This window comes from Mesorhizobium sp. AR07, assembly GCF_024746815.1.
Lineage (GTDB): Bacteria > Pseudomonadota > Alphaproteobacteria > Rhizobiales > Rhizobiaceae > Mesorhizobium.
In genome coordinates, this window is the sequence record NZ_CP080525.1 from 121,798 (window position 1) to 142,840 (window position 21,043).

At 63.1% G+C, this 21,043-nt stretch carries 28 protein-coding genes and 2 tRNA genes; 20 read left to right on the forward strand and 10 right to left on the reverse strand.

Translation table 11 applies throughout. The features are described 5' to 3' along the window. Positions 1 to 10: 10 nt before the first annotated feature. The 9 genes from BPNPMPFG_RS00635 to BPNPMPFG_RS00675 all read left to right on the forward strand — a co-directional run bounded on the left by BPNPMPFG_RS00635 (position 11) and on the right by BPNPMPFG_RS00675 (position 8,869). Positions 11 to 1,183 carry a M20 aminoacylase family protein gene (locus BPNPMPFG_RS00635; protein ID WP_258592760.1) on the forward strand — a complete coding sequence of 391 codons (1,173 nt, stop codon included), beginning with the start codon at positions 11 to 13 and terminating at the stop codon, positions 1,181 to 1,183. A gap of 126 nt (positions 1,184 to 1,309) precedes the next feature. Then, complete coding sequence (locus tag BPNPMPFG_RS00640) at positions 1,310 to 2,107, forward strand: agmatinase family protein (protein WP_258592761.1); 798 nt, start codon at positions 1,310 to 1,312, stop codon at positions 2,105 to 2,107. Positions 2,108 to 2,388: 281 nt separating this feature from the next. Next, positions 2,389 to 2,601 carry a hypothetical protein gene (locus BPNPMPFG_RS00645; RefSeq protein WP_258592762.1) on the forward strand — a complete coding sequence of 71 codons (213 nt, stop codon included), beginning with the start codon at positions 2,389 to 2,391 and terminating at the stop codon, positions 2,599 to 2,601. 93 nt (positions 2,602 to 2,694) lie between these two features. After that, positions 2,695 to 2,868: a hypothetical protein gene (locus BPNPMPFG_RS00650; RefSeq protein WP_258592763.1), complete on the forward strand. Its 174-nt coding sequence runs from the start codon at positions 2,695 to 2,697 to the stop codon at positions 2,866 to 2,868. Positions 2,869 to 2,935: 67 nt separating this feature from the next. Further along, a complete protein-coding gene (locus BPNPMPFG_RS00655) occupies positions 2,936 to 5,029 on the forward strand; it encodes an ATP-dependent helicase (RefSeq protein ID WP_258592764.1) in 2,094 nt (697 codons plus the stop codon). Positions 5,030 to 5,046: 17 nt separating this feature from the next. Beyond that, a complete protein-coding gene (gene dapB, locus BPNPMPFG_RS00660) occupies positions 5,047 to 5,829 on the forward strand; it encodes a 4-hydroxy-tetrahydrodipicolinate reductase (protein WP_258592765.1) in 783 nt (260 codons plus the stop codon). Between the two features lie 277 nt (positions 5,830 to 6,106). Then, the gene (locus BPNPMPFG_RS00665; RefSeq protein WP_413776893.1) at positions 6,107 to 7,063 is read left to right on the forward strand and encodes an ABC transporter substrate-binding protein; all 957 of its coding nucleotides are present in this window, start codon (positions 6,107 to 6,109) and stop codon (positions 7,061 to 7,063) included. A gap of 106 nt (positions 7,064 to 7,169) precedes the next feature. After that, positions 7,170 to 7,979, forward strand: a complete 810-nt coding sequence (locus BPNPMPFG_RS00670) for an ABC transporter ATP-binding protein (protein WP_258592767.1) — start codon at positions 7,170 to 7,172, stop codon at positions 7,977 to 7,979. Between the two features lie 11 nt (positions 7,980 to 7,990). Further along, the gene (locus BPNPMPFG_RS00675; RefSeq protein WP_258592768.1) at positions 7,991 to 8,869 is read left to right on the forward strand and encodes an ABC transporter permease; all 879 of its coding nucleotides are present in this window, start codon (positions 7,991 to 7,993) and stop codon (positions 8,867 to 8,869) included. Positions 8,870 to 8,983: 114 nt separating this feature from the next. On the opposite strand, the gene BPNPMPFG_RS00680 is transcribed toward BPNPMPFG_RS00675, so the two are convergent. Together BPNPMPFG_RS00680 and BPNPMPFG_RS00685 are read right to left on the reverse strand one after the other, a co-directional pair. Beyond that, on the reverse strand, positions 8,984 to 10,333 hold the full coding sequence (locus BPNPMPFG_RS00680) for a sensor histidine kinase (RefSeq protein ID WP_258592769.1): 1,350 nt from the start codon (positions 10,331 to 10,333) through the stop codon (positions 8,984 to 8,986). Then, the gene (locus tag BPNPMPFG_RS00685) at positions 10,323 to 10,991 is read right to left on the reverse strand and encodes a response regulator (RefSeq protein WP_258592770.1); all 669 of its coding nucleotides are present in this window, start codon (positions 10,989 to 10,991) and stop codon (positions 10,323 to 10,325) included. Before BPNPMPFG_RS00685 ends, BPNPMPFG_RS00680 begins: the two co-directional genes overlap by 11 nt. Before the next feature lie 549 nt (positions 10,992 to 11,540). Between BPNPMPFG_RS00685 and BPNPMPFG_RS00690 the strand changes: the two genes are divergently transcribed. The 3 genes from BPNPMPFG_RS00690 (at position 11,541) to BPNPMPFG_RS00700 (ending at position 12,490) form a co-directional block, all read left to right on the forward strand. Then, positions 11,541 to 11,747, forward strand: a complete 207-nt coding sequence (locus BPNPMPFG_RS00690; protein WP_258592771.1) for a DUF680 domain-containing protein — start codon at positions 11,541 to 11,543, stop codon at positions 11,745 to 11,747. 50 nt (positions 11,748 to 11,797) lie between these two features. After that, positions 11,798 to 12,025, forward strand: a complete 228-nt coding sequence (locus BPNPMPFG_RS00695) for a DUF680 domain-containing protein (RefSeq protein WP_258592772.1) — start codon at positions 11,798 to 11,800, stop codon at positions 12,023 to 12,025. 225 nt (positions 12,026 to 12,250) lie between these two features. Further along, a complete protein-coding gene (locus BPNPMPFG_RS00700) occupies positions 12,251 to 12,490 on the forward strand; it encodes a DUF680 domain-containing protein (RefSeq protein ID WP_258592773.1) in 240 nt (79 codons plus the stop codon). A 39-nt stretch (positions 12,491 to 12,529) separates the two neighbouring features. Here BPNPMPFG_RS00700 and BPNPMPFG_RS00705 read toward each other — a convergent pair whose 3' ends face one another. From BPNPMPFG_RS00705 to purM, 6 genes are read right to left on the reverse strand one after another with little or no spacing between them, the layout of a single operon-like run. Beyond that, positions 12,530 to 13,039, reverse strand: coding sequence for a SixA phosphatase family protein (locus BPNPMPFG_RS00705; RefSeq protein WP_258592774.1), 510 nt, complete (start codon positions 13,037 to 13,039; stop codon positions 12,530 to 12,532). After that, entirely contained in the window at positions 13,039 to 13,380 is a 342-nt protein-coding gene (locus BPNPMPFG_RS00710) for a hypothetical protein (protein ID WP_258592775.1), read from the reverse strand. Before BPNPMPFG_RS00710 ends, BPNPMPFG_RS00705 begins: the two co-directional genes overlap by 1 nt. 12 nt (positions 13,381 to 13,392) lie before the next feature. Continuing rightward, positions 13,393 to 13,686 (reverse strand): type II toxin-antitoxin system RelE/ParE family toxin, encoded by a 294-nt coding sequence (locus tag BPNPMPFG_RS00715; RefSeq protein WP_258592776.1) that lies wholly within the window; start codon positions 13,684 to 13,686, stop codon positions 13,393 to 13,395. Positions 13,687 to 13,690: 4 nt separating this feature from the next. Further along, positions 13,691 to 13,966 carry a type II toxin-antitoxin system ParD family antitoxin gene (locus BPNPMPFG_RS00720; protein ID WP_258592777.1) on the reverse strand — a complete coding sequence of 92 codons (276 nt, stop codon included), beginning with the start codon at positions 13,964 to 13,966 and terminating at the stop codon, positions 13,691 to 13,693. Positions 13,967 to 14,019: 53 nt separating this feature from the next. Beyond that, the gene (purN, locus tag BPNPMPFG_RS00725) at positions 14,020 to 14,733 is read right to left on the reverse strand and encodes a phosphoribosylglycinamide formyltransferase (protein ID WP_258592778.1); all 714 of its coding nucleotides are present in this window, start codon (positions 14,731 to 14,733) and stop codon (positions 14,020 to 14,022) included. After that, on the reverse strand, positions 14,730 to 15,809 hold the full coding sequence (gene purM, locus BPNPMPFG_RS00730) for a phosphoribosylformylglycinamidine cyclo-ligase (RefSeq protein ID WP_258592779.1): 1,080 nt from the start codon (positions 15,807 to 15,809) through the stop codon (positions 14,730 to 14,732). The genes purN and purM overlap by 4 nt, the downstream gene beginning before the upstream one ends. A gap of 289 nt (positions 15,810 to 16,098) precedes the next feature. On the opposite strand from purM, the gene BPNPMPFG_RS00735 reads away from it, so the two are divergent. From BPNPMPFG_RS00735 to BPNPMPFG_RS00755, 5 genes are all read left to right on the forward strand, one after another. Further along, positions 16,099 to 16,656 carry a CDP-alcohol phosphatidyltransferase family protein gene (locus tag BPNPMPFG_RS00735; RefSeq protein WP_258592780.1) on the forward strand — a complete coding sequence of 186 codons (558 nt, stop codon included), beginning with the start codon at positions 16,099 to 16,101 and terminating at the stop codon, positions 16,654 to 16,656. Next, positions 16,628 to 17,830 carry an AI-2E family transporter gene (locus tag BPNPMPFG_RS00740; protein ID WP_258592781.1) on the forward strand — a complete coding sequence of 401 codons (1,203 nt, stop codon included), beginning with the start codon at positions 16,628 to 16,630 and terminating at the stop codon, positions 17,828 to 17,830. Before BPNPMPFG_RS00735 ends, BPNPMPFG_RS00740 begins: the two co-directional genes overlap by 29 nt. A gap of 1 nt (position 17,831) precedes the next feature. Continuing rightward, positions 17,832 to 18,536: a DnaA regulatory inactivator HdaA gene (gene hdaA, locus BPNPMPFG_RS00745; protein ID WP_258592782.1), complete on the forward strand. Its 705-nt coding sequence runs from the start codon at positions 17,832 to 17,834 to the stop codon at positions 18,534 to 18,536. Between the two features lie 133 nt (positions 18,537 to 18,669). Then, a complete protein-coding gene (locus BPNPMPFG_RS00750) occupies positions 18,670 to 18,927 on the forward strand; it encodes a type II toxin-antitoxin system Phd/YefM family antitoxin (RefSeq protein ID WP_258592783.1) in 258 nt (85 codons plus the stop codon). Further along, entirely contained in the window at positions 18,924 to 19,307 is a 384-nt protein-coding gene (locus tag BPNPMPFG_RS00755) for a type II toxin-antitoxin system VapC family toxin (protein WP_258592784.1), read from the forward strand. Before BPNPMPFG_RS00750 ends, BPNPMPFG_RS00755 begins: the two co-directional genes overlap by 4 nt. A gap of 47 nt (positions 19,308 to 19,354) precedes the next feature. On the opposite strand, the gene BPNPMPFG_RS00760 is transcribed toward BPNPMPFG_RS00755, so the two are convergent. Next, positions 19,355 to 19,780 carry a cupin domain-containing protein gene (locus BPNPMPFG_RS00760; protein ID WP_258592785.1) on the reverse strand — a complete coding sequence of 142 codons (426 nt, stop codon included), beginning with the start codon at positions 19,778 to 19,780 and terminating at the stop codon, positions 19,355 to 19,357. A 104-nt stretch (positions 19,781 to 19,884) separates the two neighbouring features. Further along, positions 19,885 to 19,961: transfer RNA gene (locus BPNPMPFG_RS00765), tRNA-Pro, on the reverse strand. Positions 19,962 to 20,085: 124 nt separating this feature from the next. Here BPNPMPFG_RS00765 and BPNPMPFG_RS00770 point away from each other — a divergent pair. From BPNPMPFG_RS00770 to BPNPMPFG_RS00780, 3 genes are all read left to right on the forward strand, one after another. Then, complete coding sequence (locus BPNPMPFG_RS00770; protein ID WP_258592786.1) at positions 20,086 to 20,391, forward strand: ETC complex I subunit; 306 nt, start codon at positions 20,086 to 20,088, stop codon at positions 20,389 to 20,391. 49 nt (positions 20,392 to 20,440) lie between these two features. Beyond that, positions 20,441 to 20,517 (forward strand) — tRNA-Arg (locus BPNPMPFG_RS00775). 283 nt (positions 20,518 to 20,800) lie between these two features. Further along, entirely contained in the window at positions 20,801 to 21,025 is a 225-nt protein-coding gene (locus BPNPMPFG_RS00780; RefSeq protein WP_258592787.1) for a hypothetical protein, read from the forward strand. Positions 21,026 to 21,043: the final 18 nt, after the last annotated feature.

Sequence of the window (21,043 nt, forward strand, 5' to 3'; positions counted from 1 at the left end):
GGGCAGAAAAATGTCCGAATTCGATCTCGGCGCACTGAAGCGGGAGATGACCGGCTGGCGCCGCGACCTGCACGCGCACCCCGAATTCGGCTTTGAGGAAAGGCGCACCGCGGCCTTCGTTGCCGCCAAGCTGCGCGAATTCGGCCTCGACGATGTCACTGAAGGCGTCGGCGGCACCGGCGTCGTCGGCACGCTGAAGCGCGGCAGCGGCAACCGGGCAATCGCGCTCAGGGCCGACATGGATGCGCTGCGCATCACCGAGCAATCTGCCGTGCCCTACCGTTCCGGCAATCCGGGCATCATGCATGCCTGCGGCCATGACGGTCACACCACCATGCTGCTCGGTGCTGCAAAACGCCTGGCCGGCGAGGGCGGTTTCGACGGCACGGTGCGCTTCATCTTCCAGCCGGCCGAGGAATGGGGCAGGGGCGCGCTCGCCATGCTCGACGATGGGCTGATGCAGCGCTTCCCGTTCGACGAGATTTTTGGCCTGCACAATATGCCCGGCCTGCCTGTCGGGCATTTCGAGACCCGCGCCGGCCCGATCATGTCGGCCGAGGATATCTTCGAGATCGTGCTGAAAGGGCTCGGCGGCCACGCGGCCCGCCCGCATTCGGGGAACGAAACGCTGGTCGCCGCCTGCGCGCTGATCATCAATCTGCAGACCATCGTCTCGCGCCGGCTGAGCCCCGCCGACATATCGGTGGTCTCGGTGACCGAGCTGATCACCGACGGCACCCGCAACGCACTGCCCGGTCGTGCTCGCATCCTCGGCGATGCGCGCAGCTTCCGCCCCGAGGTCAGCGCCGAGATCGAGCGGCACATGCGCATCATCGCCGAGGGCACGGCAGCCGCATACAATGTCACCGCCGAGATCAACTACAGCCGCGAATTCGTGCCGCTGCACAATGATGTCGAACTGGTGGATGCGGCGTTTGCCGCCGCAAGAAGCGTTTTCGAGCCCGGCAACATCGCCGTCGCCCGCGAGCCGATGACCGCTTCGGAGGATTTTGCTCGCTTCCTCGAGCATGTGCCGGGCTGTTTCGTCTTCCTCGGCAATGGCGAGGCGTCCGCGCCGCTGCACAATTCGAGCTACGACTTCAACGATGACGGGCTGTTGTTCGGCACGAATTTCCATGTCGCCGTCGTCAGGCAAAGACTGGGCGGCGAAGCCGGGAGATGATCGCGGTTTGATTGCCAGGCCACGCTCGCCGCTGGCCCAAACATCATCGCTATCGACAGCCAGCTCCCGGGTCTATTGAGCGCCCCCAGTCTCTGTTGAACTCCTGTTGATGGAGATCGGATGCCGATGACCAGGATTTCGCTTCTGGGAATTCCCCACGACGACAATTCGTCCTTCTTAAAGGGGTCGGCGCAAGCACCCGCCCATATCCGTCCCGAATTGTTCTCCGATGCCTACAGCATGTGGAGCGAAACCGGTTTCAATCTGACCGACAGGCTTGTCGATCATGGCGACATCCGCTTCGACGCCGCCACCGATCCATGGGACCTGATCGAAAGCGAGGTTGGGCGTGCGTTGGAGCCGGGCGATCCGCTGATCTGCCTCGGCGGCGACCACGCCATCTCGTGGCCGATACTGCGCGCTGTGCGCCGCCTGCACCCCAGCCTGACCATTCTGCACATCGACGCGCACCCCGACATCTACGATGCCTATCAGGGCAATCCGCGCTCCCACACCTCGCCCTTTGCCCGCATCATGGAAGAGCGGCTTGCCGACCGCCTCATCCAGGTCGGCTTGCGCACCGTCAACGACCATCATCGCGACCAGTTCAAGCGGTTCGGCGTCGAGGTGATCGAGGCGGCGCGGTTCAGCGACAATCTGCGGCTCGATCTCAGGACGCCAGTCTATATCTCGATGGACCTCGACGGCCTCGACCCGGCTTTTGCGCCAGGGGTCTCGCACCGCGAACCCGGCGGGTTGACCACTCGTCAGGTCATCAACCTGATTCAATCCGTCAACCAGCCGATCGTGGCGACTGATATCGTTGAATTAAACCCGCTTCGCGACATCGCCAATCTGACCGCCGTCGTGGCGGCAAAACTCCTGAAGGAGATTGCCGGGATGATGATCAAGACGCGCGTCTGACGAGCCGGCGACCTGCGGCTTGTGCCGGTCGTACGCTTTTAACAAAGACAATCGCCCGATGACGCGAGGGAAAGACTCAGCTAGCTTCTGCTGTGCGGCGGACCTTTTATCCGCTTGGCCGGCGCTTCCTCCTCCTCCCAAGCGGCGCCGGCCTTCTTCCCCAACAGCCACCTTTGTCGATGCTAAATTAGCGAAAGTTAAATTTAGAGCGTTTGCGCTTGCCGGAAATTAGTGTCTTTCGGTCATGAGTCCGGCATGCCTTTTGGGGTGCGGGAAGACCGATGCGCGGGCGTGGATGGATCAAGGCGTTGCGTCAGGACGAGGCCCGGCAGGTGCGTGCGCGCATCGCCGAACTGGAGCGCGACCTGATGGCGACTTCCCCCCAGGGGCGCCACAGGCGGTACGATGCAGGACACGAACTGCGCAATGCCAAGTTCCACTTGGAGCGTCTTGAGGAATGCATAGCCGAAATACCCGAAAAAGGTGAGCGTTAGCGGGAGCCATCGCCGCCGCGCAATCTGGCCAGCAGGCAACGGAACCAAATGCCGTCTCCTCGGGTTGGTCCTGCTCCAATGGAGGATTGCACCATGATCCGTCTGCTTGTCGCTGGCGCTTTGGCCTATGTCACCTATCGCATCACCAGGAAGCTGGTCGAGGACGTGCCCGATACAATCGACCCGCTGCTGGTGCCGCCGTCGCAATATGATCGTGAGGCCTTGCGTCGGCAGTCAGTGGCGATGGGGATCGACCCGCAGCGTTAGGGTGGTCGTTCACAATACATCCTCGCATCGACGTTGCGAACAAAGCGGAAACGATGCTTGATGGGCGATGAACCTCGCCACCTCTGATTCGACCTTTCGGGAACCGACCGTCCTGCCTGCCTATCTCGCTCGGCTGAACGACGCGCAACGTCAGGCCGTCGAGCATGGCGACGGCAAGATCGCGGGGCCACTGTTGGTCATTGCCGGCGCCGGCTCCGGCAAGACCAATACGCTGGCGCACCGCGTTGCCCATCTGATCGTCAGGGGTGCCGACCCGCGCCGCATCCTGCTGATGACCTTTTCACGCCGCGCCGCGTCCGAAATGGCCAGGCGCGTCGAGCGCATCGCCGGCGAGGTGCTAGGCCGTGACGCCGCGGTGATTACCGATGCGCTGACCTGGGCCGGCACCTTTCACGGCGTCGGCGCCCGGCTTTTGCGCGACTATGCGCTGGAGATCGGCCTCGACCCGGCTTTCACCATCCACGACCGCGAGGATTCCGCCGACCTGATGAATCTGGTCCGGCACGAGCTGGGGTTCTCGAAGACGGAAGCGCGCTTTCCCACCAAGGGCACTTGCCTCGCTATCTATTCGCGTGCCGTCAATGCGCAGGCGCCACTCGGCGAAGTGCTGGGGTCCGCCTTTCCCTGGTGCGCCGGCTGGGCGGAGCAACTCAAGCAATTGTTCGCTGGATATGTCGAGGCCAAGCAGGCGCAGAACGTGCTCGATTACGATGACCTGCTGCTCTACTGGGCGCAAATGGCAGCCGAGCCTGAGATAGCGGCGCATCTCGGTGGTCGTTTCGACCATGTGCTGGTCGATGAATACCAGGACACCAACCGTTTGCAGGCCTCGATTCTGATGGCGCTGAAACCCGACGGCGCAGGGCTGACGGTGGTCGGCGACGATGCGCAGTCGATCTATTCGTTCCGTGCCGCCGAGGTGCGCAACATCCTCGACTTCCCCAAACAGTTCGCGCAGGCCGCCGACGTGGTGATGCTGGAGCGCAATTACCGCTCGACCGAGACAATCCTGGCCGCCGCCAATGCGGTGATCGGCGAGGCCTCGGAGCGCTTTACGAAAACCCTGTGGTCGGAGCGCAAATCCGCCGACAAGCCGAAACTGGTAACCGTGCGCGACGAGGTCGAGCAGGCCAACTTCGTCTGCAACACCATTCTGGCCGAGCGCGAGGCCGGCACGGCGTTGAAATCGCAGGCGGTGCTGTTTCGCGCCTCGCACCACAGCGGGCCGCTGGAAATTGAACTGACGCGGCGCAATATTCCCTTCGTCAAGTTCGGCGGCCTGAAGTTCCTCGATGCCGCTCACGTCAAGGATGTGCTGGCGGTGCTGCGCTTCGCCGAAAACCCGCGTGACCGCGTTGCCGGCTTCCGCGTGCTGCAACTGATGCCCGGCATCGGCCCTTCGGCCGCCGCGCAGATCGTCGACACCATGACCACGGCGCTGGACGAGGCGATGGGGCTTGCCGGCTGGCGCCCGCCGCAGCGCGCCGCCGATGACTGGCCGGGCTTCGTCACGCTCTATTCCGGCCTGCGTTCGGGCGCCAGATGGCCGGCAGACCTCGAACAGATCAGGCTGTGGTACGAGCCGCATCTGGAGCGCATCCATGAGGACACGATCTCACGCCGGGCCGACCTTTTGCAACTCGAACAGATCGGCTCGGGCTATGCCTCGCGCGAACGCTTCCTCACCGAACTGACGCTCGATCCGCCGGACGCGACGAGCGACCAGGCCGGACCGCCGCATCGCGACGAGGATTATCTGATCCTGTCGACCATCCACTCGGCCAAGGGCCAGGAGTGGAAGAATGTCTTCGTGCTCAACACGGTTGACGGCTGTATCCCGGCCGATCTCGGCGTCGGCACCAAGGAGGACATCGAGGAGGAGCGCCGGCTGCTCTACGTGGCGATGACACGGGCCAAGGACAATCTCAACCTGGTCATGCCCCAACGCTTCTTCCCGCATGGCCAGGCGGCGCGCGGCGACCGCCATCTCTACGCCTCGCGCACCCGCTTCATCCCGGCCTCGATCCTCGCTGCGTTCCAGCAGGTTTCGTGGCCGAGCGCGCAAGCGGCACAGGGCAGGGCGGCCCGGCCCGAGGTGCGCGTCGACATCGGCGCGCGCATGCGCGGCATGTGGAAATAATCACGGGGGATAGCACCTTGTCCCAACCGCCGATCAGGATCGCCATCGCCGGTGCGCTGGGCCGCATGGGCCGCCAGATGGCTGATACCGTGCAGGCCGACGCGCGGCTGGCGCTCGCCGCCCGCTTCCATCGGCCGGGCATTTTTGGCGAAGGGCTGGTGAGCCGCGACGAGGCACTTGCCGTGGCTGACGTGGTGATCGACTTCACCACACCGGCGGCCTCGGCTGATCTGGCAAGGTTTTGCGCCGACCGTAGCGGGCCGGCTCTGGTCGTCGGCTCGACAGGGTTCGATGCCGCCGAGTTGGCGACCATCGCCGATGCCGCGAAGAGCATCGCAATCGTGCGCTCCGGCAGCTTTTCACTTGGGCTCAACATGCTGGTCGGATTGGTCGAGCAGGCGGCGCGAGCGCTCGATCCCGACGACTGGGATGTCGAGATTGTCGAGGCGCATCATCGCCACAAGATCGATGCGCCGTCGGGGACGGCGCTGATGTTGGGGCAAGCCGCTGCCAGCGGGCGCGGCATCGAACTGGATACGGTCGCAAGGCGCGCCCGCGATGGTGTCACCGGCGCGCGGCCGGCAGGCGAGATCGGCTTTGCGGTGATGCGCGGCGGCAGCATCGTCGGCGAGCACAGCGTCAGCTTCTGCGCCGAGGGCGAGACCGTGACCTTGTCGCATTCGGCCGGCGACCGCATCATGTTCGCCCGTGGCGCCATCGCCGCGGCCCTCTGGGTGGCGGCGCGCCCGCCCGGCGAATATGACATGCGCGACGTGCTGGGACTGAGCGCCCAGGGATAGCGACGAACTGTTGCCGGCTCTCGTTTTCGGCGGCTTGCTCTGTCATTCTCATGATCGGCCAGCATCGGGTTACCGATCCGTAAGGTTTGCTATGACTTTCAGGACGGCCTTGAAAGGTGGATGAAAGGTTGGTGTCATAAATGTGGGAGGCGCCCCATATTTGTCGCGAAAAAGCGATGGGAGAGAGAGGGGCGCGGAAAACGAACAAAGGGAAGAGGCCATGTCGCTCGCGCGAATACTGCTTGATTCAGCCGCCACAACCGCACTCGTCGCCACCATGGCATTGTCCGCGCCGTCCGCGCGCGCCGCCGACAAGGTTTCCATCATGGTCGGCGGCTATGAGAAACAGATCTATCTTCCCGCCAAGCTTACGGAAGCGCTCGGTTACTTCAAGGACGAGGGTCTCGATGTCGAACTGCTGAATGAACCGGCCGGCGTCGATGCCGAAAACGAAATGCTCGCCGGTGCCGTGCAAGGAGTTGTCGGCTTCTACGATCACTGCATCGATCTGCAGGCAAAAGGCAAGTTCGTCGAATCCATCGTCCAGTTCAGCCAGGCGCCGGGCGAGGTCGAGCTTGTTTCGACGAAACACCCCGAGATCAAATCACCCGCCGACTTCAAGGGCATGAGCCTGGGCGTGACCGGTCTAGGCTCATCGACGAATTTTCTTACGGAATATCTCGCCGTCAAGAACGGTTTGAAGCTCGGTGACTTCACCTCGGTTCCGGTCGGCGCCGGCACCACCTTCATTGCCGCCATGCAGCAGGACAAGATCCAGGCAGGCATGACGACCGAGCCGACGATCACCCGACTGCTGAAGACCGGCGAAGCTTCCGTTCTCATCGACATGCGCACAATGGAAGGCACCAAGGCTGCTCTCGGCGGCACCTACCCGGCCGCCTCCCTCTATATGCAGACCGATTGGGTCGAAGCGCACAAGGACATCGTGCAGAAGTTGGCCAATGCCTTCGTCAAGACACAGAAGTTCATCAACACGCATAGCGGCGCCGAGATCGCCGACAAGATGCCGAAGGACTATTATGTCGGCGACAAGGAAGGCTACGTGAAAGCCCTTGATGCCGGCAAGGCTATGTTCACCCCCGACGGGATCATGCCTCAAGGCGGGCCGGAGACGGTGCTGACGGTTCTTTCAGCCTTCAAGAAGGAACTGCAGGGCAAGCAGATCGACCTCTCCAAGACTTACACCTCGGAATTCGTCAAGAACGCCAAGTAGCGGACCACGCCGGCGCGATGCGCGATATCGCGCCGGCAGCCATCGGTTTTCCACGTCCGTCGGCTCTGGCCGACGGCGGGCGTCCGCTCGAACCCGGAGTTCCATCATGACCCATGAAAAGACCACACCAGCCATTGAACTGATCAATGTCAGCCGGCGGTTCCTCTCGCCCACCGGCAAATCGCTGACGGCACTGCGCGATTTCACCATGACCGTCGAGCGCGGCGAATTCGTCGCCGTTGTCGGTCCGACCGGTTGCGGAAAATCCACGACCCTCAACCTTGTCACGGGGCTGGCAAGCCCAAGCGCCGGCGAGGTTCGTGTCATGGGCGCGCCTGTCAAGGGAATAGACCCGCGCATCGGTTTTGTTTTCCAAAGTGATGCCCTGTTTCCCTGGCGAACCGTGATCGAGAACGTTATGGCCGGCCCGCTCTTTCGCGGCAGGGCGAAGTCGGACGCCACCGCCGCGGCACGCGACTGGCTTGCCCGGGTCGGCTTGTCGCGTTTCGAGCAACACTATCCACATCAGCTCTCCGGCGGCATGCGCAAACGTGTGGCGCTGGCCCAGACCTTCATAAACGGCCCGGAGATCCTTCTCATGGACGAGCCGTTTTCGGCGCTTGACGTACAGACACGCGTCCTGATGCACGAGGAACTGCTGCGCCTGTGGTCCGAGGCAAAGGCTTCGGTGGTCTTCGTTACGCATGATCTTGAGGAGGCGATTGCGCTTGCCGACAAGGTCTATGTCCTGACCGCCGGGCCGGCCACCGTAAAGTCGGTCTACACCATCGATCTGCCGCGCCCGCGCGTGGTCGCCGATATCCGCTACGAGCAGAGCTTCATCAATTACTCGCGCACGATCTGGGCCGACCTCAAGGAAGAGGTCGAAACCAGCTACGCGCGCGCCGCGGCCTGAGGAGGAATGCCATGACCGATGCTGCCATCGACATCAGCGCAGGAGCTTTCAGGCCGGGCACCTCCGATGCGGAAATCGAGGCGGCCGCCGCGAAGGCGGCACGGGATCGCCGCCGCACCGTGATATTCTGGCGGGTCGGCATTCTGGTCGCCTTTCTCGGCCTGTGGGAAATTGCCGCGCGTAAAGCCTGGATCGATCCGTTCTTCTACGCAATGCCGAGCGCGATCGCGCAGCGGCTGTACGAATGGACGACAGAAGGAACGTCCGAGGGACCTCTGTGGTACCACCTCTATGTCACCATGGAGGAAGCGGTCATCGGCTTTGTGACCGGCTCGGTTGCCGGTATCATCATCGGCGTCGCGCTCGGCCGCAACCGGATGGCCGCCGATATCTTCTCCATCTACATCAAGGTGATCAATTCCATTCCGCGCGTGGTCCTGGCGCCGATCTTCATCATGATCCTCGGTCTTGGCCTCGCTTCGAAAGTGGCTTTGGCCTTCGTGATGGTTTTCTTCGTCGTGTTCCACAATGCATTCCAGGGCGTCCGGGAAGCCGACCGGGCGATGATCGCCAACGCGCGCATCCTGGGTGCATCCAACTGGCAGTTGACCCGCTCGGTGATCGTCCCTTCGGCGATGAGCTGGATCTTCGCCAGCCTGCATGTCAGCTTCGGCTTTGCCATCATTGGCGCGATCGTCGGCGAGTTCGTCGGCTCGCGCTACGGCATTGGTCTGCTGATCAACATCGCCAAGGGATCCTTCGACGCCGCGGGCATGTATGCCGCGATCGTCATCGTCATGGTGGTGGCGCTCGGTGCCGAGTATCTGATGACCCTGGTCGAGGATCGCCTGGCGAAATGGCGTCCGCAGCCACTGCATGAGACGCAATGAGCGTTGACTGACGCCAAAGCGCGTCGCGTTGAACGGATTCAGGCGACGCGCTTAGTCTTTATTTTTATGCATGTCGTTGCCCCAAAGCCAGGGCCACTTTTTGGGCGACATGCATTAGCTGCTCGCCAGCGGCAGCCGCACTTCAACCACCAGACCGCCGGCCGCGCCATCCCCGAGGGTGACGCGGCCGCCGGCATTTTCGACGACCTCGCGCACGATGGCGAGGCCAAGCCCGCTGCCTTCCTCGGTCGATCCGGCAATGCGGTAGAAGCGCTCGAACACGTGGTCGCGCTCGTCCACTGGAATGCCAGGCCCGTCGTCGGCGACCGTCAGCACGGCCTCGCCGTCGACGGCCGCCAGCTTCACCGTGACGCTGCCGCCGGCTGCCGAATAGCGCAGCGCGTTGTCGACAAGGTTGACGATCATTTCGCGCAGCATGGTGCCGTCGCCAATGACCGGCACGGGTCCGGCCTCCTCGAGGCCGAGATCGATGTTGCGACCGATTGCTGTCGGCGCATGCGTTTCCAGCACATGGCGGGCGGCTTCGGTCAGGTCGGCGCGCGGCCGCCGGCTGCCCGGCTCGGCGCGCGACAGCGTCAGAAGCTGCTCGGCCAGCCGCGCCAGTCTGCCGGCACTTGCCTGCAGCGCCACCAGGGCTTCCTGGCGCGCCTCGGCGGCACTTTCGCGAAGCGCGTAGCTCGCCTGTGTCGACAACAGCGCCAGTGGTGTGCGCAACTGGTGCGCCGCATTGGCGATGAACCGGCGTTGGGCCGCCATCTGCGCCCGCACGCGCTCCATATAGGCGTTCAGTGCATCGATCAGCGGCCGGATTTCGCTTTGCGCGCCTGGCACTTCGACCGGGTCGAGGTCGCTGCGGCTTGGCGAGCGCACGACATCGCGCAACCGGATCAACGGCGCAAGGCCTCGATGCAGACCCAGCAGAACGAACAAGCCGGCAATCGCCACCAGCGCCAGCTGCTGGGCAAAGGCGCCGAACCAGAGGCGCCGCACCATGGTATCGTGTCCGGCAAGTGTCACGCCAACGGTAACGGTGATCGGCGAATCGTCGCCGGCGCCGACCACCGTGTGGCTGAACGTAAGCAACCGCAGCCGGTGGTCGCGATAGGTCGCCTCTGTGTTGGCGGACTTCGGTGCCTCCGGCAAATCAGGATAGCCGGTCAGCAGCCGCCCCGCAGCAGTCTTGACATGGTAGTAGACACTGTCGCGGTCGCCGGTGTCGAACAGCTCGAGCGCCGCCGGCGGTATCGTGGCGTCGAGCACGCCGTCGGACATGGCAACACGTTCCGCGATAGCGCGCGCCGAGCCCATCAGCATGCGATCGGTGACCAGATCCGCGGTTACCAGCGCGTTGCGGTGGCTGGTCCACAGATTGATGGTGGCGAGCCCGACGAGCGGCAGCACCACCCAGGCCAGAAGCTGCAGGCGGAGACTGTTAATCCTCATGGCGCAGCAGATAGCCGAGGCCGCGCAAGGTGACGATACGGACGCGTGTCCCTTCGAGCTTCTTGCGCACACGATGCACATAGATCTCGATGGCGCTGGGGTCGGCATCGGTCTCGAAATCGTAGATCGCCGCCGACAGTGCCGCCTTGCTCACCGTGCGGCCGGCCTTGACCATCAATTGTTCAAGCACCGCGTGTTCGCGCGGTGTCAGCGCCAGCGTTTCACCGGCCAGCGAGAACAGCCGCGTGTTGGTGTCGAACATGAGATCGCCGCACGTGACGACAGGCGCGGTGCGGTCATTGGCGCGGCGCAGCTGCACACGGATGCGTGCTTCGAGTTCCTCGATCTGGAACGGCTTGGCCAGATAGTCGTCGGCGCCTTCATTGAGGCCCTTGACCCGGCCGTCGAGGCTGGCATTGGCGGTCAGCACGATCACCGGCACCCGGTTGCCGCGCGCGCGCAGCATGCGCAGCACTTCCAAGCCCCCCATGCGTGGCAATGCCAGGTCGAGGATGACAAGCGCGTGGTCGCCAGCGGCCAGCGCATGCTCGACATCCTCGCCGTCATGGACGATATCGACGACATAGTTCGCCTGACGCAGGGTCTTGCCCAGCCAGTCGGCCAGTTCGCGATTGTCTTCGACGAGCAGCAGCCGCATTTCTATCGCCGTCCTGGAAAGCAGGTCACGCGGAATTCCGTCTGTTCTTCGACCGGCACAGCGAGGTCGCGTCCGATTGATGATCGTGCACAAGCGATAATATCGATCCATCGGCAAGGCAAATGCGCGGCCGACCTGTCCCAGGCAAAAACAGAGCCGGCTTGTCATCCGGCTGACGTTAGGCCCTCACAATTCGACCCCGTTCGACACTCGGAAAAGAGTTGTGGCTCCTGTAAATCCAGGCAAATCGAACCGACCGGTTCGTTTTCTGTTGACGGACCGTGCAGCACGTGGTGAACGCCGGCTCAGCGAATAGCCGGGTCGTTCGGCGAGGGACATCTGCTAACCATCTGATATCGAGTAAGAAAATTGTGACCGCCGAAGCCGTTAGCCGGATTTCAAGGCCTGGATTCGGGTCGCGACGGAACATCTTCGTGATTGGAATCCGCAGCAAGGCAAACCCATTTCGGGGTGGTCCGAGCGACGCGAAATTCCTCCCAAGGGCACGCCACTAGACGGACAGGACAAAGACATACTGGAGTAAATAAAATGACCAAGATCGCTCTTACCGCCGCCGCCATCCTCATCGCCACGGGCACTGCTTTTGCCGGCAGCGACAATTATGGCTCGGCCAACGCCAATCAGCCCGCCGCTACTGTCGACAACTCGTTCACGGCCTCGATCCAGAAGTCGAACTCGACCGTCGAGAAGCCGATCACGCAGGGCAGCGACCGCAACCTGTTCGGCAACCGCTAACCGGCTCCCGAACCAGTCGCAACCAACCAATCAAATCAGGAGTAAATAGAATGACCAAGATCGCTCTCACCGCCGCCGCCGTTCTCGTCGCCACGGGCACCGCCTTTGCCGGCAGCGACAATTACGGCTCCAACAATGTCAACCATCCGGTTGCCAGCCAGTCGGTTTCCAACATCGACACCACGCCCACCGGCTCGATCCTGAAGTCCGAAAAGGCACAGGCTGACGCCAATGCCAACGTGCCGGCTCAGTCTGGCCAGGGCATCTGGGGCCGTTAATCTACGACGCAGACCTTGAATACAAAGAGCGGTGGGCTTGGCCCGCCGCTCTTGTTTTTTGCGCACAAGGATAGCCATCAGCCACGGCGTGCGCTGGCCAGCCGATCTCCGCAGTCGGCGAAAAAGCTCCATGTTCAGGAATAAAACCGGACTGCATCGGGTCTTGTCCCTAGCGGAACCGTCCTCCCAAGACGCCGCTCAACGGAAGAACCAGGAGACTTGAAAATGAACAGGATTGCTCTCATCGCCGCTGCCATCCTCGTTGCCACGGGCAGCGCTTTTGCCGGCAGCGACCACTATGGCTCCAACAATGCCGACCAGACGGTTGCCCCAGTTGCCAACGTCGATCATGCCGTCACTGGCGCGGTCAAGACCATGGGTGTGGCTGGGTCCAAGGCTGCCGAGATCAAGACGAAGACCACCACCGACTGGCCCGAATCCGGTCAGGGCATCTGGGGCAACTGATCTCTGGGGCTGGCCAGCCGCACTGTCCGGCATTGGAGTCTAGCCTGGATCCTTCGGCCGCAGACAATGTGTCAGCCGGGCCGAGGACAGGCCGGACCAGTCGCCCTCGAAGACGAAGCGCGCAAGGGCCGCGGTCGGGAATTTTTCCTCGAGCCCCTTGCGCGCCTTGGCCTCCGACCCCGGAGCGGCCAGCTGTTTGGCCAGATCTTCCAGACCTGGATTGTGGCCGACCACCAGCAGGTTGTCGCTCGAAGCGTCGGCCTGACGTATCTGGCTCAGAATATTCGCCGCTGAAGCAGCGTACAGCGTCTCGGCGAACGTGACCCGGGGGTGCACAGGCAGCTCCGCCGCCACCAGCCGCCAGGTATCACGGGTTCGCAGCGCCGACGACACCAGCACTAGGTCCGGCAGCCAGTCGCGCGCCGCAAGCTCGCGACCCATCAATTGCGCTGCCTTCAATCCGCGCCCGGCAAGCGGCCGGTCGAAATCATCGAGGTCAGGGTCGTCCCAGCTCGATTTTGCGTGGCGCAGGAGAAACAGCTGTCTCATCAATTTGATTCCGCCCAAGGGATATCGGCATGAAAATCTTTGCCATATCCACCGCCATGCTTTGTGCCCGCTTCGGTATCGAAAGCTGCGGAAAGGGCACCCAAGATAAACAGCCCGACACGCCGCTCACCCTTGTCCCATCGGACGGCAACATCCGGCCCGCTGATGGCCCAGGCACCAGATCGTATATGAATTGCATCGACAACGGAGCCTGGCTCGTTGCCTTGGGCTCGATACAGATAAAAATACGCCGTGGCGTTTTGCGGGTCTCCCGCCTCATCATACTCGAAAACGCCGGCCAGGTCGCCTTTGGTCCGGACCGCACTGTCGAATACATCCATGGCTCTCGGATCCTAGAACAACGTCGAAACATCGCGCGCGCCATGCACGATGCGTACGATCTCGATCCGCCGCTGGGCGAGACGATAAAGAATTAGATAGTTGCCGATGGTCAGCGCTCGCGTATCGGCGCCGATGTCGGGTCTTCGCGGTCCGGATTCGGGAAAGGTGGCAAGCTGCAGGATGCGCTCGGCGATGGCATTCAGAAAATGATCGGCCGCATGCGGACTATGCTCGGCAATGGCGAGCCAGATATCGATAAGATCATTTTCCGCCGCCGGGCTGCGAATGATCTGTACGGCTGCCATCGGCCTATTTCTTGACGGAGTCGACGAGACGGCTGCGGGCTTTCCCCTTGATGTCCTCGATGTCGAAAGCAGCGAATGGGCCGCTCTCCAGTCCCTCAGTCCAAGCTTTGCGCAATCGCTCCAATTCGGCCTCGCGGAGCGGCTGGCGCAACCGCCACTCGCGTAGCGCCTCCCGGATTACTTCGCTTGCAGATCCATAGCGCCCGCTGTCGACGGCGTCCTTGACCATCTCCAACAGTTCCGGGGAAAGCGCCACACTGACTTTTTCGACTGTCGCCATCGAACTGTCTCCTTGGCAAGAAGGTAGCAATATTTGCTACCGCCCTCAAGGATTCAAGGCGTGATGCGCGCCAAATGCTCGAGGTCGGCTTCCTCGCGCAGCGGGTCGGGCGCCATCACCACCGAGATGCCGTTGTCGGCATCGTCGGCAAAGTGGGCAAGCACGGTGCGGCCAGCCTCCATGCGCGCCTTGCCTTCGGCGACCAGCCCGAGCGCCAGCGGATAGAGCCGGTGCTCGGCCTTCAGCACGCGGGCGGCCAGCGCATCCACATTGTCGCCGACCATTACCGGTACGGCCGCCTGGGCGATGATCGGGCCATCATCCATCTCGGGCGTGACGAAATGCACCGTGCAGCCATGGATGCGCATGCCGGCGGCCAGTGCGCGCGCATGGGTGTCGAGCCCCTTGAACGCCGGCAGCAGGGCAGGGTGGATGTTGATCATGCGGCCCCGCCATTTCTGGACGAAGCCGGGGGTGAGGATGCGCATATAGCCGGCCAGCGCGATGATCTCGGCATTGAATGCCGCAAGCGCTTTGTCGATCGCCGCGTCGTGCGCCTGCTTGCTGCCGTGGTCGGCGCGGGGGATAATCTGTGTGGCGATGCCGCGCGCCTTGGCGATGCCGAGACCGGCGGCGTCGGCCTTGTCGGAAATGACGCCGACGATCTCGGCCGGGAAGGCCGGGTCGCTGGCAGCCGCGATCAGCGCGGTCATGTTGGAGCCGCGCCCCGAAATCAGGACAACGGTACGTTTCCTCTGCGCGCTCATAGGCCGATCGAGCCCCGATAGATGACGCCGGCGTCGCGGCGCGGCACGATGCGGCCGATCGGCGTCACCGTCTCGCCGGCTTCCTGCAGTACGGCGGCGACCTGCGCCGCCTGGCCGGAAGCAACCGCCAAAATCATGCCGATGCCGCAATTGAAGGTGCGCATCATTTCTTCCGGCGCGACACCGCCGGTCTTGGCCAGCCACGAGAACACCGCCGGCACGTCGATCGCCGCGAGGTCGAGTTCGGCCGAAAAGTCCTTAGGCAGCACGCGCGGAATGTTTTCCGGGAAGCCGCCGCCGGTGATGTGCGCCAGTGCCTTGATGCCATGCGTGCCGCGGATCGCCTTCAGGATCGACTTGACGTAGATGCGGGTCGGCTCGAGCAGCGCCTCGGCCAGCGTCGCCTCATCGTTGAACGGCGCCGGATCGCTCCATGCCAGCCCGCTGACGGCGACGATGCGGCGCACCAGCGAAAATCCGTTCGAATGCAGACCCGAGGAGGCGAGCCCAAGCAGCACGTCGCCCTCGACGATGTCGTCGGTTGGCAGCAACTGTCCGCGTTCGGCCGCACCCACCGCAAAGCCGGCGAGGTCGTAGTCGTTGCCGTGATACATGCCGGGCATTTCCGCCGTCTCGCCGCCGATCAGCGCGCAGCCGGCCTGGCGGCAGCCTTCGGCGATGCCGCCGACGATCGCGGCGCCCTGGTCGGGATCGAGCTTGCCGGTGGCGAAATAGTCGAGGAAGAACAGCGGTTCGGCACCTTGCACGACGATGTCGTTGACGCACATGGCGACGAGATCGATGCCGATCGTGTCATGCTTGCCGGCATCGATGGCGATCTTCAGCTTGGTGCCGACGCCGTCATTGGCGGCGACCAGCACCGGATCGGTAAAGCCCGCAGCCTTGAGGTCGAACAGACCGCCGAAACCGCCGATCTCGCCATCGGCGCCCGGCCGGCGTGTCGCGCGCACCAGCGGTTTGATCTTCTCGACCATGAGGTTGCCGGCATCGATGTCGACGCCGGCCTCGGCATAGGTGAGCCCGTTCTTGCGCTTGCCAGTATCGCGCTTGCTCATCTTTGGTGCCCGTTCAACAATTTTCCTTGTTGCGGGCTCTTCGCATGAACGGTTTCGGTCCGCAAGGATGACAACCATCTCGGCCAACAAAACCGTGGACAGTGAGGCAGTGCATACAGCGTTGGTGATTGGCGAAGGCGAAGCGCCAGCCGATCTCCCCCGCAAGGGGGGAGATCGGCCCGCACCGCAGCTTTCGCAAATCGTCAACGTCGGAGAATGAGCCCCGTGGTCCTTGCACCCACCCTCCATCTCCATCATCTATCTCCGACCAAGAGGACGGGCCGCGCCTTTGACCATCCCCAACCTGATCACCATCCTGCGCCTCGTCCTGGTACCAGCAGTGGTCCTGGCGATGCTGCAGGCACGCTGGGACTGGGCTTTTGCCGGGTTTTTGGTTGCCGGCATTTCCGACGGCGTCGACGGTTTCATCGCCCGCCGTTTCAACCAGCAGTCCAGGCTCGGCGCCTATCTCGACCCGATCGCCGACAAGCTGCTGCTGGTTTCGGTGTTCGTGGTCATGGGCTTCATCGGGCAATTGCCGCTATGGCTGGTCGTCACCATGGTGTCGCGCGACGCGCTGATCGTCTGCGCGGTCCTGTTGTCCACCGTCATGGCCCATCCGGTCGAGATGAAGCCGCTTTTCGTGTCGAAGGCCAATACCGCCATCCAGATCGTGCTGGCGGCGGTTGTGCTGGGCGAACTTGCGCTGACGGTTCATCTCGACCCGCTGAGGCCAGCCCTCATATTGCTGTCCGGGGTCTTGACCGTGGCTTCGGCCGCGGCCTATCTCGTGGCTTGGCTGAGGCATATGAGCGGCTATGACGAAGGCTCCACTCCCGACATCTGAGAGAGAAGCAGCGGTGATGGAGGCTGCGGCTGCCGATCTTGCCGCGTCCTCCGCTTTCCGCCGGCAGATATTCTTCTGGCTCGCCGGCGCTGCCTTGCTGGCGCTTTTCCTCTATGTTTTCAGCAACATCCTGCTGCCCTTCGTCGCCGGCATGGTGCTTGCCTATTTCCTCGATCCGGTCGCCGACCGGCTGGAGCGGCTTGGCCTGTCGCGCATCATGGCGACGGTGGTCATTCTCATCACCTTTCTCGTCGTGCTGGTGCTGGCCTTCGTCATCCTCATTCCGGTGCTGGCCACGCAGATGGCTGATTTCGCAGCCAAGCTGCCGGAATATCTGACCAAGCTGCAAGGTCTGCTCACCTCCTTCGATCCGAAATGGCTGGAACAGAAATTCGGTGTCAACGCCAACGGCCTGCGCGACGGGTTGAGCTCGCTTTTGTCGTCCGGTGTCGGTCTCGTCACCACCGTGTTCACCTCGCTGTGGAGTTCCGGCGTGGCGCTGGTTTCGGTGGTCAGTCTGTTCGTGGTGACGCCGGTCGTCGCCTTCTATATGCTGCTCGACTGGGACCGCATGGTGGCGGTCATCGACAGCTGGGTGCCGCGCGACAATGTCGCGACGGTGCGCGCCATCGCCAAGGACATCAACACCGCCACCGCCGGCTTCGTGCGCGGCCAGGGCACGCTCTGCCTGGTGCTGGGCGCCATGTACGCCACCGGGCTGACGCTGACCGGGCTGTATTTCGGCATCCTCATCGGCCTGTTCGCCGGGCTGATCTCGTTCATCCCCTATGTCGGCTCATTGACCGGGCTGGTGCTGGCCGTCGGCGTCGCCTTCGTCCAGTTCTGGCCGGACTGGACGATGATCGTCGCCGTCGCCGTCGTGTTTTTCATCGGCCAGTTCATCGAGGGCAACATCCTGCAGCCGCGGCTGGTCGGCAAGAGCGTCGGCCTGCACCCGGTATGGCTGATGTTTTCGCTGTTTGCCTTCGGCGCGCTGTTCGGCTTCGTCGGCCTGCTGATTGCCGTGCCGGCTTCGGCGGCAGTGGCGGTGCTGGTGCGCTTTGCCATCGCCCGCTATCTCGAATCGCCGCTTTACAAGGGCCATGCGACAGAGCCCTTGCCGCCGCTGCCGACCGATCGCGGCGGCGGCCACCGCACGCAACCGCGTCGCTGAAGTGACTGTCCAGAAAACCGATCCGCCGCGCCAGCTGCCGCTCGATCTCGGCCACGGCACCGGCTATTCGCGCGACGATCTCGTCGTCTCCGGCACCAATGCCCAGGCGGCGGCGCTGGTCGACCGCTGGCCGGACTGGCCCTCGCCGGTGGTGGTGCTGGCAGGTCCCGCCGGCTCCGGCAAGACGCATCTGGCCTCGATCTGGCGCGTGCGCGCCAATGCGGTGGCGATCGACGCTGGGCGCATTGGTGACGCCATCGCCAATCTCGGCGCCCGGCCGGCGCTGATCGACGATGTCGATGCCGGCGCGGTCGATGAACAAGGCCTGTTCCACCTGATCAATGCCGTGCGTGGCGCCGGCTCGACGCTGTTGTTGACCGCGCGCCGCTTTCCATCGGCCTGGGGTGTCGCGCTGCCCGATCTCGCCTCGCGGCTGAAGGCGGCGGCGACGGTCGAGATCCATGAACCCGACGACCTCCTGCTCGCCGGCGTCATCACCAAGCTGTTCGCCGACCGCCAGGTCGAGGTCGAAGCGCATGTCGTGCAGTATCTGGTGCGCCGCATCGAGCGCTCGCTGGCGACCGCGATGCGCATCGTGGAACGGCTCGATCGCACGGCGCTCGAGCGCAAGACGCCAATCACCCGGGCGCTCGCCGCCGAAACCGTCAGCGCCATGGACGAGGGGCAGGGCGAGTTCGAGATCTAGGCCGTGCGGTAGTTTGGCCTGATGCGATGAGTTGGCCAACGATGATCGCTCATTCATTGCGGCATCTTGAAATGGACCATTCAATGGTCTATTTTCAAGATATGGACCAGAGAATGGTCCATGGGGAGCGATCATGCAGATATCTGTTACGGATGCGAAGGGACAGCTGACCGAACTGGTGCGTCGTGCGGAGGCAGGTGAAGAGGTCATTTTGACCCGACACGGCCATGCGGCGGTGCGGCTGGTTCCCATCAAAGCGGCACCCGACAAGAAAGGCCGTCGGGCGCTCCTGGAAACAGCGCGGGCAAAAGGCGCCGCCAAAGCGAAGGAGGGACCGTCAGCCGCCCGTAGTCAGGATTTCCTCTATGGCAATGACGGCTTGCCCGAATGATAGCGGTCGACACGTCGGCGCTGATGGCGATCGTGCTTGACGAGCCGGAGGCGGGCGCATGCATCGCTGCGCTGGAAGCGGAAGACGACGTTCTGATTTCCGCCGGCACCGTGGCCGAAGCACTGATCGTCGCGGCACGACGCCAGGTCGGTGAAGAGTTGTCCAGCCTGATCGATGGACTTGGTTTCGAGATAGTGGCGGTAACACCGGCCTCGGCGCGTCGCATCGCCGACGCCTATGCTCGATGGGGAAAGGGCATTCACCAGGCTGGGCTCAATTTCGGCGACTGTTTCGCCTATGAGATAGCCAAGGAGCAGGCTTGCCGTCTGCTTTATGTCGGAGCCGATTTTTCGAAGACCGATGTAGAAGGCGTGCTTTAGACGGCGGCCAAAGTTCGCGCGCGCTTCCAATCCGTGTTCCGCAGCGCTCAAGCGCGGCGATAGCCCGCGAGTTGGGCGTCGTCGACGTCAGGCAGATTGATCACGATGTTCTCCGGGGTGCGGCAGGCCAGCCACCACAATTCTTCCGTCGTGCTCATATTCGCTTCGAGATGCGGCAGGAACGGCGGCACGAACATGAAGTCGCCCGCCGACAATTCGACGAATTCCCGGTAGTTCTCGCCGAAATAGATGCGGGCGTTGCCCGACAGCAGATAAGCGCCGGTCTCAGCCTCGCCATGGTGGTGCGGCAGCGAACGGAAGCCGGGCGCGTTGCTGGCCTTGCCGAACCAAAGCCTGGTCGCCGAGGTGTGTTGCGGCCCAACGCCGGTTACCAGCGCCATGCCGCCGGACTGGCTGGTCTTGGTGCTCTCCTGGCCTTTCCGGGTGATTACCGGCCTGTCGTTTGCTGCCATTTTTGAAGCGCTCCCGTCGCGGTCGTCAGACTTGCACCGGAAAACCGTCGCGGCAAGACCCACGGTCGTGCCCATGGCTCTCGATATTACATTTCGGGAGAAAATGGTCGGAGTGGAGAGATTCGAACTCCCGACCCTCTGGTCCCAAACCAGATGCGCTACCAGCCTGCGCTACACTCCGAACGGTCTGTTGCCTATTCATTTCGGTGTAACATGGCAAGTGCAAAAACCTTGCCGCCGTCCGCATTGCGCAGTAATGACGGGCGAAGGGTGGCGATGCTGCCTTGCACAATAACGAGGTGGCCATGTCCGCGCGCATTTTCAGCCCAGCCAAAACCGCGATGCAGTCCGGCAAGGCCAAGACCGGCCACTGGGTGCTCGAATTCGATCCCGAGGTGCGCAAGAAGATCGACCCCCTGATGGGTTACACCACGTCGGGGGACATGAGAAGCCAGATCAGGCTTACCTTCGACACCAGGGAAGAGGCGGTGGCCTACGCCGAAAAGGAAGCACTCGCCTACCGCGTCGAGGAGCCGAAAGAGACCAAGCGCCGCCAGATTTCCTATGCGGAGAATTTCCGCTATGACCGCAGGACGCCCTGGACGCATTGAACGGCGGCCAACGCGCACAAGTATCCAGCCGGCCGGGCGGCCGGCCAGCGGTCCCGTAGCTCAGCTGGATAGAGCACCGGCCTTCTAAGCCGATGGTCACAGGTTCGAATCCTGTCGGGATCGCCAAACATTTTCAAAGGCTTGCGCCAATTGGCCTCATCAAGGCCGTTGGGTCTGTCATCCCGCGACTGCCAGCGCCACGACCCTGTGCAACAGGCATTGAGCCTGGGCTTGCCGCCCTTTCGGCACGGCGATCCGGATTTATTTCGTGATCCGGCGGGGTTGGAACCTTAGCTCCCATCACGCGTTCGGGGCCTTGTATTCGCGGCGCCTCATAAAAAGGCAATGTGCGGGCCGGCGAATCGGGTGGGATAAAACAGGTGCGGGTTGGGGGAGGAGAAGCCAGGCTATGTCGAACCGTGAAATTGGAACGTCCCCCGCGTTGGGGCGGCGTATCGCCGAACTCAAGGCCAGGATGCAGGATGCCGAAATTTCCGATCATGAAATGAAGACGTTTCACAAGGTCGCCGCCATCATGGGGGCAGGCGACGGCTCCCTACGGCTGGATGCCGACGACCTGATCGCGGCATCCTTCGTCGTCGAGACGCTGGGTGGGCCGGCGCCCAGCCGCTGATAGTCAGGATTCCCCTGC